The organism is Lysinibacillus sp. RC46 (assembly GCF_041262385.1).
GTDB lineage: Bacteria > Bacillota > Bacilli > Bacillales_A > Planococcaceae > Lysinibacillus.
The window spans coordinates 27,316-44,303 of sequence record NZ_JBGCCF010000026.1 but is presented as its reverse complement, the minus strand read 5'-3'; the positions used below and the strand labels follow the sequence as shown (position 1 = coordinate 44,303).

At 35.4% G+C, this 16,988-nt stretch carries 16 protein-coding genes; 5 read left to right on the top strand and 11 right to left on the bottom strand.

Annotation, left to right across the window (positions count from 1 at the left end; genetic code table 11):
* Positions 1 to 32: 32 nt before the first annotated feature.
* Positions 33 to 983: a heme o synthase gene (gene cyoE, locus ABH966_RS20280; protein ID WP_370081575.1), complete on the bottom strand. Its 951-nt coding sequence runs from the start codon at positions 981 to 983 to the stop codon at positions 33 to 35.
* A 327-nt stretch (positions 984 to 1,310) separates the two neighbouring features.
* Here cyoE and proC point away from each other — a divergent pair, with 327 nt between their 5' ends.
* Positions 1,311 to 2,111, top strand: coding sequence for a pyrroline-5-carboxylate reductase (gene proC / locus ABH966_RS20275; protein ID WP_370081573.1), 801 nt, complete (start codon positions 1,311 to 1,313; stop codon positions 2,109 to 2,111).
* 64 nt (positions 2,112 to 2,175) lie between these two features.
* Here the strand turns inward: proC and ABH966_RS20270 are convergent, their stop codons facing one another.
* From ABH966_RS20270 to ABH966_RS20250, 5 genes are all read right to left on the bottom strand, one after another.
* A complete protein-coding gene (locus tag ABH966_RS20270; RefSeq protein ID WP_370081571.1) occupies positions 2,176 to 2,829 on the bottom strand; it encodes an alpha/beta hydrolase in 654 nt (217 codons plus the stop codon).
* A gap of 266 nt (positions 2,830 to 3,095) precedes the next feature.
* The gene (locus ABH966_RS20265) at positions 3,096 to 3,653 is read right to left on the bottom strand and encodes a hypothetical protein (protein WP_370081569.1); all 558 of its coding nucleotides are present in this window, start codon (positions 3,651 to 3,653) and stop codon (positions 3,096 to 3,098) included.
* Between the two features lie 172 nt (positions 3,654 to 3,825).
* A complete protein-coding gene (locus ABH966_RS20260; protein ID WP_370081567.1) occupies positions 3,826 to 6,006 on the bottom strand; it encodes a bifunctional diguanylate cyclase/phosphodiesterase in 2,181 nt (726 codons plus the stop codon).
* A 300-nt stretch (positions 6,007 to 6,306) separates the two neighbouring features.
* Positions 6,307 to 7,008: a tetratricopeptide repeat protein gene (locus tag ABH966_RS20255; RefSeq protein WP_370081565.1), complete on the bottom strand. Its 702-nt coding sequence runs from the start codon at positions 7,006 to 7,008 to the stop codon at positions 6,307 to 6,309.
* Positions 7,009 to 7,157: 149 nt separating this feature from the next.
* Complete coding sequence (locus tag ABH966_RS20250; RefSeq protein ID WP_370081563.1) at positions 7,158 to 7,637, bottom strand: thioredoxin family protein; 480 nt, start codon at positions 7,635 to 7,637, stop codon at positions 7,158 to 7,160.
* Positions 7,638 to 7,829: 192 nt separating this feature from the next.
* Here ABH966_RS20250 and ABH966_RS20245 point away from each other — a divergent pair, with 192 nt between their 5' ends.
* Positions 7,830 to 10,142, top strand: a complete 2,313-nt coding sequence (locus ABH966_RS20245) for a YhgE/Pip family protein (RefSeq protein ID WP_370081561.1) — start codon at positions 7,830 to 7,832, stop codon at positions 10,140 to 10,142.
* Between the two features lie 80 nt (positions 10,143 to 10,222).
* Complete coding sequence (locus tag ABH966_RS20240) at positions 10,223 to 10,732, top strand: PCYCGC motif-containing (lipo)protein (protein ID WP_370081559.1); 510 nt, start codon at positions 10,223 to 10,225, stop codon at positions 10,730 to 10,732.
* Positions 10,733 to 10,767: 35 nt separating this feature from the next.
* Here ABH966_RS20240 and ABH966_RS20235 read toward each other — a convergent pair whose 3' ends face one another.
* Entirely contained in the window at positions 10,768 to 11,307 is a 540-nt protein-coding gene (locus ABH966_RS20235) for a hydrolase (RefSeq protein WP_370081557.1), read from the bottom strand.
* A gap of 681 nt (positions 11,308 to 11,988) precedes the next feature.
* Between ABH966_RS20235 and serC the strand changes: the two genes are divergently transcribed.
* On the top strand, positions 11,989 to 13,077 hold the full coding sequence (gene serC, locus ABH966_RS20230) for a 3-phosphoserine/phosphohydroxythreonine transaminase (RefSeq protein WP_370081555.1): 1,089 nt from the start codon (positions 11,989 to 11,991) through the stop codon (positions 13,075 to 13,077).
* Positions 13,078 to 13,358: 281 nt separating this feature from the next.
* Here serC and ABH966_RS20225 read toward each other — a convergent pair whose 3' ends face one another.
* The 3 genes from ABH966_RS20225 to ABH966_RS20215 are packed head-to-tail and all read right to left on the bottom strand — an operon-like array spanning position 13,359 to position 15,402.
* The gene (locus ABH966_RS20225) at positions 13,359 to 13,781 is read right to left on the bottom strand and encodes a Fur family transcriptional regulator (protein ID WP_142509824.1); all 423 of its coding nucleotides are present in this window, start codon (positions 13,779 to 13,781) and stop codon (positions 13,359 to 13,361) included.
* Positions 13,778 to 14,641: a metal ABC transporter permease gene (locus ABH966_RS20220; protein ID WP_370081553.1), complete on the bottom strand. Its 864-nt coding sequence runs from the start codon at positions 14,639 to 14,641 to the stop codon at positions 13,778 to 13,780. The genes ABH966_RS20225 and ABH966_RS20220 overlap by 4 nt, the downstream gene beginning before the upstream one ends.
* 14 nt (positions 14,642 to 14,655) lie before the next feature.
* Positions 14,656 to 15,402, bottom strand: a complete 747-nt coding sequence (locus tag ABH966_RS20215) for a metal ABC transporter ATP-binding protein (protein WP_370081551.1) — start codon at positions 15,400 to 15,402, stop codon at positions 14,656 to 14,658.
* Positions 15,403 to 15,634: 232 nt separating this feature from the next.
* On the opposite strand from ABH966_RS20215, the gene ABH966_RS20210 reads away from it, so the two are divergent.
* The gene (locus tag ABH966_RS20210) at positions 15,635 to 15,871 is read left to right on the top strand and encodes a Nif11 family protein (protein ID WP_053484617.1); all 237 of its coding nucleotides are present in this window, start codon (positions 15,635 to 15,637) and stop codon (positions 15,869 to 15,871) included.
* Positions 15,872 to 16,083: 212 nt separating this feature from the next.
* Here the strand turns inward: ABH966_RS20210 and ABH966_RS20205 are convergent, their stop codons facing one another.
* The gene (locus tag ABH966_RS20205) at positions 16,084 to 16,977 is read right to left on the bottom strand and encodes a deoxyribonuclease IV (RefSeq protein ID WP_370081549.1); all 894 of its coding nucleotides are present in this window, start codon (positions 16,975 to 16,977) and stop codon (positions 16,084 to 16,086) included.
* Between the last annotated feature and the right edge of the window lie 11 nt (positions 16,978 to 16,988).

Sequence of the window (16,988 nt, the reverse complement as noted above, 5' to 3'; positions counted from 1 at the left end):
TTGGCTTTTCGTACTGAATGGAGATAATAGTTTTAATACAATTTAAAAATAACACCTACTAAAGAGTACACAATAACCGTTGTAAATAAAATTGTCATATGGATAAGTGAGAAGACAAACATTTTTGTCGCCCACTTTATTTGATCTTTATTACTATGATAACCGTAAATACTCATCACAAGCCATGCAATGCTTAGCAATAATGCAACAAGCATAATGCCAACACTTAAAGTTCCAAATAAAAAACTTGATAATATTAATAAGATTAAATAAAAGTTCGTTTGATAATAAGTACGACGCATCCCTTTTACAACTGGAAGCATTGGAACGCCGGCCGCTTCGTAATCAGCATGCTTACGAATGGCAATGGCATAGAAATGGGGCATCTGCCAAATAACCATAACTAAAAATAGACCAAGTATCGCAGGATGTGTAATATCAGAAGAAACAGCGGCCCAACCAATATAAGCTGGAATCGCCCCACCTATACTCCCAATTTCCGTATTATAAATCGTATGTCGTTTTGTCCACATTGTATAAGGTACTACATATAAAAATACCCCTAAAAGACCAAAGCCCGCAGCTAATGGAGAAGCAAGGGCCAACACAGCTGCCCCGATAACGAGCATGGCAAAAGCTAAAGTTAACGCTGTTTTAGCTGACATTTCACCAGTTACAGTTGGTCGACTTTGCGTACGAGGCATTATTGCGTCAATGTCGCGGTCATACACATTATTAAATGCTCCAGCAGCACCAATAACAAGTGCTGAGCCAATCGTTGCGAAAATAATTTCAGGTATATTCTCTACAAAAGTCATTTTATTTTTGTACATACCTAGCGTTAAACCAGCCCACATAGGAATTAAATTGGATTTAATGATTCCTGTTTTTACTGTCTGCGCTAAAATAGAAGAGCGTGAGGACTTCTCCAAAGACTTCTTGGAAGATTGTAGTTTATGCTCCGTTTTTAGATTTTGTTCCATTCATCTTAATTCCTTTTCTCTCTTAATTTCTACACGCTTTACCATTAGAAAGCGACAAATTTTGCATTAGTCATATCAAATTATTATTCTACCTCTTTTAGATAGAGTCTGTCTCAATGTTCACATAAAGTACATCATTTTCTTACTCTTTATATTCTACCTAACGAAAATAGAGATACACGTTCATTCACAACATCTTCTATGATACCACCGACTGACGTGAATTTGAACCTAATTGGCTTGATTCTTTGCATATTACTATTCAAGTAAAACAAACTACTCTATACTAAGGTGTATGTTTTAACTATATAAAGGAGTGTCTACCACGTGAAATACGGATTTATCGGCCTTGGAAATATGACAACGGCCATTATTAAAGGAATGTGTAAAAGCGGAGATTTTGATCCTACTTTTATTTATGGCTATAATCGTACCAAAGCAAAAACAACAAAATTAACAACCTCTTACGGTATTCAAGCCGCAAGCTCTATTGAAGATATTATGTCGAATTGTGACGTCATTATCCTCGGTGTCAAACCCCAAATGTTACCAGATGTTTTACCAGAGGTGAAAAAGCATTTACAAGACAACCATGTCATTGTTTCTATCGCGGCAGGTAAAAACATTTCATATTTTCAAGGTTATCTATCTGAAATTACCCCTATTATTCGTGTAATGCCAAATATTAATGCGCTTATCGGTGCCTCTACAAGCTGCTATATAGCGAGTGAAGAAGTATCCGATGTGCAGCTACAGCATGTCATTTCACTGTTCGAAACAGTTGGCACAATAATCGAGGTCCCTGAGCACCTATTTTCCATATTTACAACTATTGGTGGTGCTTCACCAGCCTTCACCTATATGTATATTGACGCTTTGGCACGTGCTGCTGTACGTGAAGGGATGCCAAAAAACATGGCTCTTGATATTGCAGCAAATGCAGTACTCGGCAGTGCAAAAATGATTATACAATCTCAGGAACATCCTTGGGCCCTTGTAGATCAGGTATGCTCACCGGGAGGGACAACTATTCAAGGTGTATCCTCATTACAAAGTAATCATTTTGAAACAACGATTCACGATGCAGTTACTGCAGTGACCGACAAAGATCGAAGCTTATCAAAATAGAGCTTGATTGATCTACTGAAGAAAAAAACGAAACCGAGACATCCTACATGTCTCGGTTTTCATTTCATTGAATATTATCCTGTAATTCCTGTGCTAAAAATGCAGTTAAGTCACGTAGGTTTTCTGGTGTAACACCATGACCGTCTGGATACTGCTTAAATGTCACAGTCGCTCCAAATTGCTCAAATATTTCTTTACTTTCAGTACCCCATTGCGACGGGATGACATAATCATAATCACCATGAGAAATAAATGCATGTAAGTGATCGATTGGGCGAATTGCATATTCCACTGTCACGAATTTCGGTGTGTAGCCACTTAATGCTACTATTCCTGTAATTAAATTACCCATTGCAAAAGCAAGTGACTGTGCCAAAACTGCTCCTTGACTAAATCCAAGCATGTACACTTTATGTGGATCAACTTGATATTCATCAATTGCCTCTAGCACAAATCGTTGTAGAGCCACTAATACTTTATCGAAAATTTCACGGTCTGGTTTACCGATGTCTTGGATTGTGAAAAAAGCATAGCCAGGCTTTTGCGTAATAGGTCCACGTAAACTAAAGATATGACATTGCTCTTTAAAGTCCTGCACTAACTGTGGTAAATCATCTTCATTGCTTCCCATTCCATGCAATAAAAAAATCGCTGGATATTTTCTATTTGGATCCATATTCGTTGGTTGTGTATGTTTAAATGTAAATGGTGTATTCATTAAAAAATTCCTTTCAGGTGAACTTAGTGTCACCTTATTATACTGCAAAAAATATCTAGACAAAAACAGGATTGCTTCGTTATCATAAATAGTTTTTGGTGCGTACGATACGACACTTGGAACACGATGTTTTTATAAACGAAAGCGTTATTATAGAACGTATGCTTTTAGCCTTCATTTCTCTCTCAACTCGCTCTAAGGCACTGCAATCGACTTATATACATGACATAAAACAAATATTATCTCAACTTTTGTAATGAGCCAAACTATATTAACTTTGTCTTATTAATAAGACCATCAGTATGATAAGCAATATAGCCGTTAACTATACGAATCGTTTCTTGTGGATCTGCGTTAAATAGCACTTTTGATTGCTCTGGAGTTGAGGCAAGTACCGTTAATAAATCTATGCGCATTGAATGTCCAGCAGAGCTATAAGCATAATCGTAAACAATATCTTCCTCTGTCACATTGTCTGTCACATATTGTTTATGAAACAATTCTTTAGCGGCATCCATTTGTTCCGCGACCTGCTGACGAATACGCATTTGATGCATCAATAGCTCTTCCTCAAGTACAGTGGCCTTTAACCACTCTTTCTTTTCAAGCATCTTCAGAAATTCGTTTTCCCAAACTTGCTCATTTTCAGTAAAATACAGCATATTCATCATTAACATATCCCAAAAATCAATTTGAGACTGTGCCGATTTACGCTGCATCTCTATTACTTCTTTAAAGTGCTCCTCAATCTTCGTAATATTCATATTGCGCACTAAATGATTACATACATTTTCAATAAATTTATTTGCGACTTCTTGTGCCATCAAAAAACCCGTCCTTTATATCTACAAATCATTTCCCCACTATCATACCATGATTGTAGAATAGAAAGAAACGGTTGACGTTTAGGTCTACAATGTAGGCTTTCATAGTTTTACATAGCAAACAAAAAAACATCCTTGTTATAAGATGAAACAAGGATGTTGCATGAACACTTTATACTTCAGATGTAGTAATTGAATCTAAAATAGACTTTGCATCATTGTGAAGCGATTGATAGTTCTCCTGTAAAATATGCGGAGGTACAGGTTTGCTGAATAAGAAGCCCTGTACAGTATCACATTTGCTGTCTATTAGATATGATAGCTGTTCTATCTCTTCTATTCCTTCTGCAACTACCTTTAACTGTAGATGCTTTGCCATAGAGAGAATCATGTCAACTAGTGCCTTATCTGTAGAGTCCGATTGTATTTTCTGAACGAAAGACCGATCGATTTTTAAACAATCTATAGGAAAATCCTTCAAATAAGATAATGACGAATAGCCCGTTCCAAAATCATCTACAGCGATCGTAATCCCAAGCGCCTTCAATTTGTGTAAAATCGTCGTCATATGATCAATATTGATGGTCATACTTTCTGTTATCTCTAGCTGTAAATATTTTGGCTCTAATTGCGTTTTCTCAAGAACATCGTGAATTATTTCAACTAAATTTTGCTGAAAAAGTTGACCTAATGACAGATTGACTGCCACTTTAATCGGTGGCAATCCAGCTGCTTCCCAACTCTTTACTTGTTTACATGCTGTTTCTAGTACCCATTGTCCTATAGGTATAATTAATCCCGATTCCTCAGCAATTGGAATGAAGACTCCCGGCGAAATCCACCCCTTTTTTGGATGCTGCCATCTAACTAAAGCCTCTACTGACTTAATTTGACCCGTATGTAAATCTAGTTGTGGTTGATATTCTAAAAAAAGCTCTTGCTTCGCTAATGCATCATGTAAATCAGTTTCTAATAAAAGTCGTTCTGTCGTTTCATTAGATATTGAAGACTCATAGAACCTAATGCGTGTTGGCGTTTTCTGTGCTTCGTGCATGGCATAAAATGCAAATCTAATAAGTTCCTCTTCCCTATAAGAATCAGTTGGAAATAAAGCAATACCAATATTTAATTGACTATTGAGAGAAAAATGTTGTACTTGAAATGATTCTTCCATGACAAGTTGGAGCTTTTGACTTAGCTGCGTCAATTGATGGGTATCATTCACCTGATCAATATAAACGACAAAATAATCTTCTCTTAGTAAGCATAGTAAATACTTTTCTGGTAAAACATTTTTCAATCTTTGCGCGATTAGACTTATCATTTGGTCTGCATATGTACTACCTAAAGACGCTTTAATAGCAGCAATTCTTTCTATACCGATAGCAAGAATTGCCTTTTGGGATTTAGATATGTATAACTCTCTCTTTAATGATTCCATTAAAAAACGTTCATTTGGTAAATTCGTAATCTCATTATGGTAAGCCATATGATGCATCTTTTCACGAGATTTTTCTAAATGCTCTTGTGTATCAACTAACTGCTGAAAAGGTTTTTCAATAGATGAAAAATAAATAGCTCTAAATAAAAGATAAGATGCACCTAACTCAAACATATGTCCTATGAAGTTTTTAATATCAGAAACATCTTGATACATGGTATAAAGAAAATCACTCATTATTAAATAAATCGAACTACATAATAATAAAAATATAATTTTAGGTGCTTTTTTAAACTTTAGAAGTAATAGAGCCATAATCACCAAATGGAAAGCTACAGCTATATATTGCAAAGTATTTTTTAAAACAGTGGGACCTTCACTTTCTATCAAAAGTGGTGGCAATATAGGCGTTGGGGCATAGATAACGACAAAACAACCAGTGATTATTACAAACGGTAAGCTATAAATAAACCAACGATAAATCGATTTTATTTCCTTTTCCTTTATAAAAAAAATAATGAGAAAACCAATCGATAATAGTAATCGACAAAACATGTAAAACCATGTTGATGCATACGGCGTACTTTCAGTAATAAAAAATGGCATTCCTTTATAGGAAAGTGCGTGAGCCATTTCTAATAAGCTAATCGTTAAAAATAATGACCCAGCATAGAGGACTTTATTCGATAAAATATAAGGCGTAATTAACCATGCCTGAATCGAAATAGACATTGTCACTACAGTAATAAGCATTTCCATCATTAAATGAAGCGTTACATAATTGTTCTCTCCAAATATCCAATAAAATTTATCACTACCCAAATCAATTACGATTAATAACACCAGTGATAATAGGATAAATTGAATGCCCTGCTTCACAAATGAAAAATCTTCATTAAATTTCCACATCATAACACCCCTTCTTAATCTCTAAATAATCTCCTTCCATATACTGTTTTATCGATGTATTTAGGATAATTATACTATAAAACTAACACTAAGAACCAACTTTTCAACTAAATAAAAATAAAAATTTAGGACTAAATATTAAAATAAAGTGAAGCTTCAATCAGTAGGAGGGGTTCTTCATCCTACACTGAATATTAATCTTCACTTATCAGGCTTTTTCGAGATAAAAAGTATCACTACAAAAAACATGTGCTGAATTAAAATAAAAAAGATGCCTCAACTTATTGAGACATCTAATAATTTTTATGAAAATACATAGCTATCCATATTATCTATCGTATTTTGGATAGCATCTTTTAAGGAACGCTGATGTTCGCCACAATCAGCTATTGCCTCTTCTAATGTAATCGCAGCATTTGCCATAAACGGTGCCATCTGCAAATCCTTCGCTAATTGAATAAGAACAAGTGCTTTATTCCATTTCCAACGCGCATTTTTTGGATCCAAGTTAATAGCTTGCTCTAAGTAGCCAAGTGCATCAAATGGCAACCACCCAAAGCGATGCATAGTTTGACCTGTGATGCCCCAATATAACGCCTTGTTAGGGTTTTCTTTTACTGCTTGTCTAAAACAATGGACACTCTCATTGTAATGATGTGCAAACAAAAACAGTTCACCTTGTGTAAAATATGATTGTGCCTTCTCATTTGAAGTACCTGTTGTTGCTACATCCTCAAGCTCTTTAATACGCTTTGAAAACTCTGTTTCATCTTTTATCGCACGAATTTCGACTACGGTATCCGATTCAGGATAACTTTCATCCGCTCGTTCTGCATGTTGAGTTTCAACAACCAGTGCAGACTTTGGATAGCTAGCAAAATCGTACTCTTCTAATAATTTAATATATTTATCAGCTAACACTTTCTCATTTTCATCTGTAACTTGTTTAGCCGCCTCATAACACTTCATTAGCTCACCATTATAAAAATAATCATCCATTGTCATTCAATCTTCCTCCAATGTACAACTCTTCAGTATATTTAGTATACACTACAAAATTCAATTATGCCTCGGCATAATTACGTCCGGAGGATTTAACTAGAAATTAAAAAAAGACTGTTCAAAAATAACTTTTGATCCAGTCTCCGCTTTACTTATTTTTTTAATACTTCTTTATTTAAAAATGTACGTAAATCTTCTTCTGATAAGGCACCTACAAAACGTTGAACCTCTTTACCACCTTCAAAGTGAATGAATGTTGGTGTGTATTCAATGTTATATTTATCCCCTAATTCTCCGTATTCATAAACATTTAATTGGGCAATATCAACACCAAGCTCCTTGGCAATAGGCATTAACTCAGGTGTAAAAGCTTTACAGTGCATACATGTTGGACTGAAGAAATAAGCATTTACATCTTCACCAGCTTTTATTTTTTTTTCAAGCTCGTCAGGCAACATAATATTTTGGTAATTTTTATCATCCAATTGATCAATTGTTTCTTGTTTTAGTTCTTTGTCGCCATAAAGTTTCTCTGCGTTTTCTAATTTGCTATTGTTCGAGACTTTTGTTAGCACAATAATTACTGCAAATAACAAAACAATTACCGAGCCAATAATTAGTAGTTTTTTCATGGGAATGTGTTCCTCCTTTTTTACACCAAAAAATCCTAGTTTTAGTGTATTCGCGATTGATTATAAAGTGTTTTTAAAACCTAGTAAACTAATAAGTCTTCGAAAATAAGTTTTTCCATAATTCAAACATAATCTGGCCCAAATTTGGGAACATACATATATAATGCTCAATACGAATATGGAGTGGTTAATATGAAACACACTATCCGAAATATTTTTCAAATTTATAAAAGTGATATCCATAATATCTTAACAAACTGGGTAGTTGCTGTCATTATTGGTGGACTCATTTTTTTACCTTCTCTTTATGCGTGGCTCAATATTTATGCCTCTATGGATCCCTATGCTCATACAGCCAACATGAAAATTGCTATTGTCAACGAAGACACAGGAGCGAATGTTAGAGGAGAAGATATTAATGTCGGTAACGAGGTAGTAGACAATTTAAGTACCAATCAAAACTTTACTTGGGAATTTACCTCTCATGAACAAGCCATTGATAATTTAAAAAACGGTAACTATTTTGCGGTTATTGTTGTCCCTAGTGATTTTTCTCAAAAACTGACCTCTATAATATCAAATGTGCCTACTAAAGCGCATATCGATTATTATGTAAATGAAAAAATAAATCCAATCGCACCCAAAATTACAAGTAAAGGTGCAAGCGGACTGACGCAACAGGTTTCTAGTGAGTTTATCTCAACTGTCAGCGGAACACTTTTTTCTATTTTTAATACGGTCGGTGTGGAGATGGAAAAGGAAATTCCAGATTTTAAGAAATTCGAAAATTACATTTTTACAATCGAACATAACCTTCCTGATATCGGAACATTTTTAGCAAAAACCGCTAAAGGTGGAAAAGAAGCTGAGACTTTACTGAACCACACGATTACCCAAGTTCCTGAGGTTGAAAAATTAACAAATGATGGTCTAACAACTATCAACTCAGGCTTAAAATTGATTAATGAAGCTGATACATTGTTCAACCAGTTGTCCCCTATCATAAAAAAAGATCTAGAAACTGTACAAAATATTGCCCAACGATTTACAGATATAATAGGGAAAATACAAAATGCTAATGTAGATTCAGCTACCATTGCACAAATAAAGGATACGATTAAAAATCAACTGGATGCATCCCGTGATAAAGTAAACTCTAGCATCCAAACACTCGAAGCACTTCAAAAATTAACACAAGCTGATGCTTCGACTCGTAAACAGCTTGAAAACAAGGTGCAAAACATCCTGACGGCCCTACAGCAAAACAATTCTGAAGATGTTAAGACTTTGCTAACAAATAATAAAATTATTGAACAGCTTGAAGCTATCCGTGGAGATTTACAGGCAAATCCTAGTTTTACTGATTATTCTTTAAGCTCTTTAACAGCATTAAATCAGCTGAATACTTTATTAACGGACGCCTCAAATAAAGTACAGCAATTAAATAATATTGATGTCGAAACAATCAAAAAAGATCTTGCCGATGTTCAAAATGTTGCACAAAATGCTTCTAACAATCTTCATCAATTTCTTACTAATTATAACGATCATCTAGAACCACAAATTCATACGACCTTGACTTCTGCAAAAAATACGTTAACAAATGCATCAACCATGCTAACAAAAGTAAAAAGTGTACTGCCTCAGGCTACAGATCGTTTAACAAATGCTAAAAATATGTTAGCAACAGCTAATAAGACAATTGGTACAGTACAATCAGATTTTCCTGCTTTAAGTACAAAAATTAAAGATCTTGCAGACAAACTAAGAAAATTAGAAAGCGAAGCTGATATTTCTGAAATCGTTCAATTATTGAAAAACGACGTTAACGCCGAGCGAGATTTCTTTGAGGAGCCTATTAAGCTTGAGGAACATAGAATGTTTCCAATTGCTAATTATGGAACAGCTATGACACCTTTTTACACTGTGCTTTCCATTTGGGTTGGTTGTTTATTATTAATTTCTCTTTTATCTGTAGATATTCACGACAATAATCAATATAGTATTCGCCAAATATACTTTGGACGTTTATTAACATTTGCAACTTTTTCATTTATTCAAACGCTCATTATTACAATAGGAGATATTGTTATTTTAGATGGGTCAATTAGTGCTCCTTACTTCTTTATTCCATTTGGGCTATTTATTAGTTTAGTGTTCATTACGGTTGTCTATACGCTAGTATCCGTATTCGGAAATGTTGGAAAAGCGTTAGCCATTGTTATGTTAGTGTTGCAAATTGCCGGTTCCGGTGGCACATATCCTGTAGAATTGCTACCCAAGTTTTTCCAAATGATAAATCCATTTCTTCCGTTCACTTATGCGATTGGAATGATGCGAGAGGCAGTTGGTGGTATTATTTGGTCAAAGGTCTGGATTGATCTTGCCTTTTTATCTTTCTTCTGGCTCATTTTCATTCTATTTGGTTTCTTCATGAAAAAATTACTGAGTGAGAAAATGGAACTTTTAATGAACAAAACACGCGGATTAGATATATTTCATTAATTTTTGCTAGCGCTTCTTGTAAATCCTAAAACGAACGATGTTATAATGGAAGTATTGTAAACATGTAGGAGGCGCTTTTGTTGAAAAAACTACTATCTATTTTTACTTTGTCGTTATTAGTGTTAAGTGCTTGTGGTGAAGATCATCAGGCTGTTGAAAAAAATCAGAATGAAGCGCAAAAAGAAGCTTCACATGAAGAACATGGACATGCTTCTGGAGATATTCAGGAGGAAACTGCTTCTGCTGATGTTTTACCATCGTTTTTAAATAATAAATCAGAAGATATTCGTTTAGTGTATCAAATTGCTGGTCAGTCTACAGAAATTTTAGAATGGATGCCATGTTATTGTGGATGTGGCGAATCAGCCGGACATAAAAGCAATTTAAACTGCTTTATTGAGGAAAAACGTAAGGATGGCACAATTGTTTGGGATGATCACGGTACTCGTTGTCTCGTTTGCCTAGAAATTGCTGTACAGTCTGCAAAAATGCATAAAGATGGTATGAGCCTGAAAGAAATTCGTCAAACAATTGATAACACATATAAAGAAGGCTATGCAAAACCAACACCGACTGATATGCCTGCATAATAACAAAAAACTCATCGTTCTGATGAGTTTTTTTGTTATTTAACGAGTCGTAACACCGTTTTAAAATGTGGATGATCTGCACGTTGTAGTAACTCGTATAAAATCATTTCCATGCTTGTTGGTAAAATCCCAAGTGCCTTCATCTTCTCAAGCCCTAGCTCTTTATTGGCCTTTGTACGAGAGGACACTGCATCTGCAACAACTTCAACCTCAAACCCTTGTTCTTTTAGCTGTCGAGCTGTTTGGTAGACACAAATATGTGTTTCGATACCTGTCACAATAAATTGAGAACGACCACTTGCCTTCATTGCATCGACAAACTCTTGCTCCTGGCATGCACTAAAAGCCATTTTAGCTATAGGTTGTTGACCTTGAATATGCTGAGCAATATCTAATGCTGTCCCACCTAAACGGCTAGGATTTTGTTCAAGCCATAAAATAGGTACCTCCAAAGCTTGCATAGCTTGTACCAGCTTGGCCACATTTTCAATCACCGCTTCACTTTCGTCAACAATTGTCGCTAACTTCCCTTGGACATCGACGACAACTAAACACGCTTCTTCTATTGTAAACATTTAAAACACCCCTTCTATCCGTATTCACAATTCATTATACCGAAAGTTACTTGGTTTATGTTGTAGGTTAGAATAATTCCCCGCCCGAAATTTGATTAGTTTTTATGTAAACCAATATTATTTTTAATATAAACCACATTTAAAACTGAATCAGTGCTAGAAATCAGTCAATGTTGGCTGCTTTTTTTGTTCCTCTCTCTCTACCTAACTATCCCTAGACTACACCTACGGAAAGCGTCCTTCTGGAGTGGAATGTGCAAGCGAGTACTTATTTAGCAAAAGAGATTTCATTTAAACAAACACGAACATTTTATAATTCTACCGTTTTAGCAACGTGTAAATCACGAAACATCAACTCATATATACACATCCATTTTCAATTTGTTCGTATTTAAAGCCAAAACGCTATTATGAATTTTAACTCAATTGTGTATATTTTGTTGCGAGCCTGTCATTATTCTGCTCGAATAGTGAGAATTTTATTTTTTCTCTTGAAAATTAAGTTATAATCCAGTAAAGTGCTTTTAACGGTCAGTATTCCGCTTAATCTATTACCTATATATATAAAGTTGCTAGATGACTATGAACTGATTGTAAAAGCCCGATAGATTCAAATTAGTAGGGACTAAAAACCCTATGATTAAGGTTTAACCTTATAAAACAAACAAGGAGTGTACCACTTTGACACAACGAGCATACAATTTTAACGCAGGCCCTTCTGCCCTACCACTAGAAGTATTAGAAAAAGCCCAACAACAATTAGTAAACTTCCGTGACTCAGGCATGTCAATTATGGAAATGAGCCACCGTAGTGCCATTTTCGACGAAGTACATAATGAAGCAATTGCTTTATTGAAAAAGCTTTATGCTATCCCAGAAAACTATGAAATCCTTTTCCTACAAGGTGGAGCTAGTCTTCAATTTACTATGATACCGATGAACTTCCTACAAGCAGATCAAAAAGCAAGCTACGTATTATCAGGATCATGGTCTGAAAAAGCTTTCAAAGAGGCTAAATTATTTGGTACGCCCGTAGAAGCTGCTAGCACAAAAGAAAATAAATACCGCAATATCCCAACTTTAGCAGACATTCAATTCAATGAAGAGGATGCCTATTTGCATATCACTTCAAACAATACGATTTACGGTACACAATGGAAGGAATTCCCTGAAACGGGTAATGTACCATTAATTGCGGATATGTCTAGTGATATTCTTTCTAAGCCAGTTGATATAAGTAAATTTGGTCTTATTTATGCAGGGGCTCAAAAAAATCTTGGTCCATCTGGTGTAACAGTAGTCATTATTCGCAAAGATTTGTTAGAGAAAGCGAATAAAAATATTCCTACGATGCTAAAATACTCAACGCACGCTGACAGCAACTCTTTATACAATACACCACCAACTTTTGGTATCTATATGTTAGGTGAAGTATTAAAATGGGTAGAATCAAAAGGTGGCGTTGCTGATATTGCCAAGCATAATGAATTAAAAGCAAAAGTAATTTATGATGCTATTGACAATAGCAATGGATTCTATACTGGTCATGCAACACCTGAAAGCCGTTCTTTAATGAACATCACTTTCCGTGTTGCTGATGAAGAGCTTGAAAAACAATTCCTTGCAGAAGCAAAAGCAGCAGGATTTGTTGGACTTAATGGACACCGTTCTGTAGGCGGCTGCCGTGCTTCTACTTACAATGCTGTACCATTAGAGGCTTGTGAAGCATTACGTGACTTTATGGTAGAATTCCAACAAAAACATCAATAATATAATAAAAAGACGAATGATAAATCATTCGTCTTTTTACTATTTACAGAAAGAAGCCATATACCCGTATAGCAGCAAATACCTTCTATTCAATATTAAAGAAAATACATCTTTTTAAATGCCTAGCGGACATATTACCAATCTCCTTTCACTCAAAAATCATAGATTATTAGAGCGATGCGCAATAATAGTCGGGAAAGACCTTTGTACAAAAAAGGGGTGGTTCCAAATGAAACCTCACTTGGAACTACCCCTTTCTTCAAATATTGTCATGTCAGATTTTACAAAGTTTCATGCTTACACTCTGGACATTTACCATAGATCTCAAATTTATGATTTTCAATTTCATAGTCTGGCAGCTTTTCTCCAAGCATTTCCATAGGGCAGAGATTTAGCTCCTTAACATTGCCGCAATCCATACAAATAAAATGATGGTGATGATGTTCAGATTCACAATGCATACGGAAATTTCGTTCCCCAGATAACTCAGTTTCCTCCAGTATTCCTAGCTTCACAAACGTTGAAAGGTTGCGATAAATCGTATCAAAACTCATACCTGGAAAATCTTTTTTCAAAACATCTAATAAATCTCGAGCAGTTAAATATTTATCTGTTGCTGCAAACATATCTAATATTAACTCCCGTTTATCTGTTTTTTTAAAGCCGTTTTCTTTTAAAATTTCCCACGCTCTTGAAACATTCACTGCGCTACCTCCTCCCGTTTTGTAGCCATTTTAAAAACTATTTTCTTCACTAGTATTACAAGTAACAAAATTAAGATAGAAGTAACGACAATTGTACCACCGGGTGCTAAATCTAAATAAAAAGCACTGACTAAACCGATTAACACAGCCGTTTCGCCAAAGACAATTGCATAAATGATTGTTTGCTTAAAGCCCTTTGCAAGTCGCATTGCAGCAGCCACAGGTAACGTCATAAGTGATGATACAAGTAAAATACCGACGATGCGCATACTTGCAGCAATAACAAGCGCTGTAACGATCATAAATAAGAGATGAATCCAACGTGCAGGCAGACCGCTAGCTTTAGCATATTCCTCGTCGAAAGATAAAACAAAAAGTTCCTTAAAAAATATAAATAAAAAGATAATGACAACTGCAGCAATTCCTACCACTACCCATAAATCCTGACGTGATACAGCTGACACTGAACCAAATAAATAGCTCATTAAATCCGTGCTAAAGCCACTCGCAAGCGAGATAAATATAGCACTAATACCTATCCCACCTGACATAATAATTGGAATAGCAAGCTCTTCATAGTGCTTATATAAACGTCTAAGACGCTCAATTAAAACCGAACCGCTGACAGATGCCAATATGCCTAAGTAAATCGGATTTAGCATTGCTAAAGCTGTAACAGATTGACTGATATATAAGCTTCCCGCTATTCCCGCGAGTGTCACATGTGACAAGGCATCAGCAATAAGCGAAAGCCTGCGAACGACAATAAAAACACCTAATAGCGGTGCCAATATGCCAATTAATAGCCCAGAGAAAAAGGCATTTTGTAAAAATTCATAGTTAAAAATTGCTTCAATCATTATACCTTCTCCTTCTAGTGAATCTTTCTCACTGAATGGCCATACCAAGCATCAAGCGCATCATGAGAAATTGTATCAAATTCATTTTTGTAACCGTGGAAATGTATAGTTTGATTTAAACATGCTACATGACTGATACGATTCGACACTGTATCAACATCGTGTGTAACAAGAATCATTGTAATTCCCTGTTCCCGATTTAATTTCGCCAGCATATCATAAAATGACTGCACATTCTCATGATCAATGCCGACAGTTGGTTCATCCAATATTAGTAGCCTCGGTTCACTAACTAATGCTCTTGCAATAAAGACACGTTGCTGTTGCCCACCAGATAGCTCACCAATATTACGATTGATAAATGCTTCCATCCCAACAGCTTTTAATGCTTCCAATACTTTTTCCTTTGCATCTCGTCCAGGTCTTTTAAATAATCCTAATTTTTTCGATAATCCACTTTTCACTACTTCTTGGACAGTTGCTGGAAAACCCGAATTGAAGGCATTAGATTTTTGTGACACATACCCTATCCATTCACGATGCTTAAAAGTTGAACTTGGTTCACCAAATAGCTTTATTTCTCCAGACATTGGTTTTAGTAATCCTAAAATAATTTTTAATAATGTAGATTTCCCTGAACCATTCGGACCAAGAAGTGCTAAAAAATCTCCCTCTTCTACACGGAAAGAGATATTTTTTAATACTTGCGTATAGTCATATTGAAAAGACACATTTTCAATGTCAATTAATGATTTTTTCATGTATGTTCTCTTCTTTCTAATTCATAATCATTACGATTTAACAAGTTGTAAGTATATATGAAAGTACAGTTTTTGTAAAGAAAATAAGATTGCTATTCTACTGTTTTCGATTTCGAGTTGGTATAGACATTGATTCTAATACATTAATGTGAAGCTTTTCATAGCTAGCACGACGTTCACAAGAATGATTTTTGTTTCAAGAAACTAAACAACTTTAAAAGGAGGATTAGCTTTGAGTATTCAATTTTTACAGCAATTAACACAAAGTAGTGATAAGGAAGTTGTTGCGATTGCACGTGCTGAAGGATTTGAAATTACTACTTCTGAAGTAAGAAAACTCCGTCCTTATTTGGAGCAATTCTCATTTACGTGGCTCTTTTTAGGTATTCCAAAAGATATTCTTGTAGAGGTAGAAGCTGTTTTAGGTAGAAAGCGTTCCAGACAACTAATTGCATTGTTTACGAAATAATCAATTTCTCCAGGCGTAATTGCCGCTGTCGCTTCGCTTTCGCACAGATAAATTGCCACAGGACGTGGCGTTCTTAGACTGAGTTCCTCTATTTTAGTATGTGTTTAGACACCCATTGAAATAAAGGATCGCATCAGCATTCATCTCATCACCATGAAAATAAAAAAAGCCCGAAAATCAGCAACTATACCGCTGATTTCGGGCTTTTTATTCTATCCTCTTAGAGCATCGATTAACTCTGGTTTAAACTCTCCATTACGAAGCATTTCAATTTCATGTTTATAAGGAGCCGATTTTGATTTGGCATCACTATTTAAAGCAACAAATGGTGTTTCTAAGATTTTAGGAACCTCCATTAATTGTGGATGATGCACAATATTTTTTAATGCATCAAAGCCAATATGACCAAAGCCAATATTTTCGTGACGGTCTTTTCCTGCACCACGGACATTTTTTGAATCATTGATATGCAGGACTTTGATACGATCAACACCTATTAGTTTATCAAACTCATTTAAGACGCCATCAAAATCTTCTACTATATTATAACCAGCGTCATGAGTATGGCATGTATCAAAGCATACTGAAAGACGCTCGTTATGTGTTACACCATCTATAATTTTAGCAAGTTCTTCAAAGGAACGACCACATTCAGTTCCCTTCCCCGCCATTGTCTCTAATGCGATTTGTACAGGGTAATCCTGTGATAGTACTTCATTTAAACCTTCAATAATCTTGGCAATCCCTGCGTCTGCTCCCGCACCTACATGAGCACCCGGATGTAAAACAATTTGTGTTGCTTCCAACGCTGCAGTTCGTTCGATTTCCGACTGTAAAAAATCTACGCCTAGACGGAAAGTTTCGAGTTTTTCTGTATTCGCAATATTTATAATGTATGGAGCATGGACAACAATATTCGTCATCCCATGCTCTTTCATGTGTAATAAACCATTCATAATATTGAGGTCAGCAATTGCCTTACGACGAGTGTTTTGCGGTGCACCTGTATAAATCATAAAGGTATTTGCCCCATATGAAAGGGCCTCTTTACTTGATCCGAGCAGCATTTCTTTTCCACTCATTGAAACATGCGATCCAAGTAGCATTTGAATGCCTC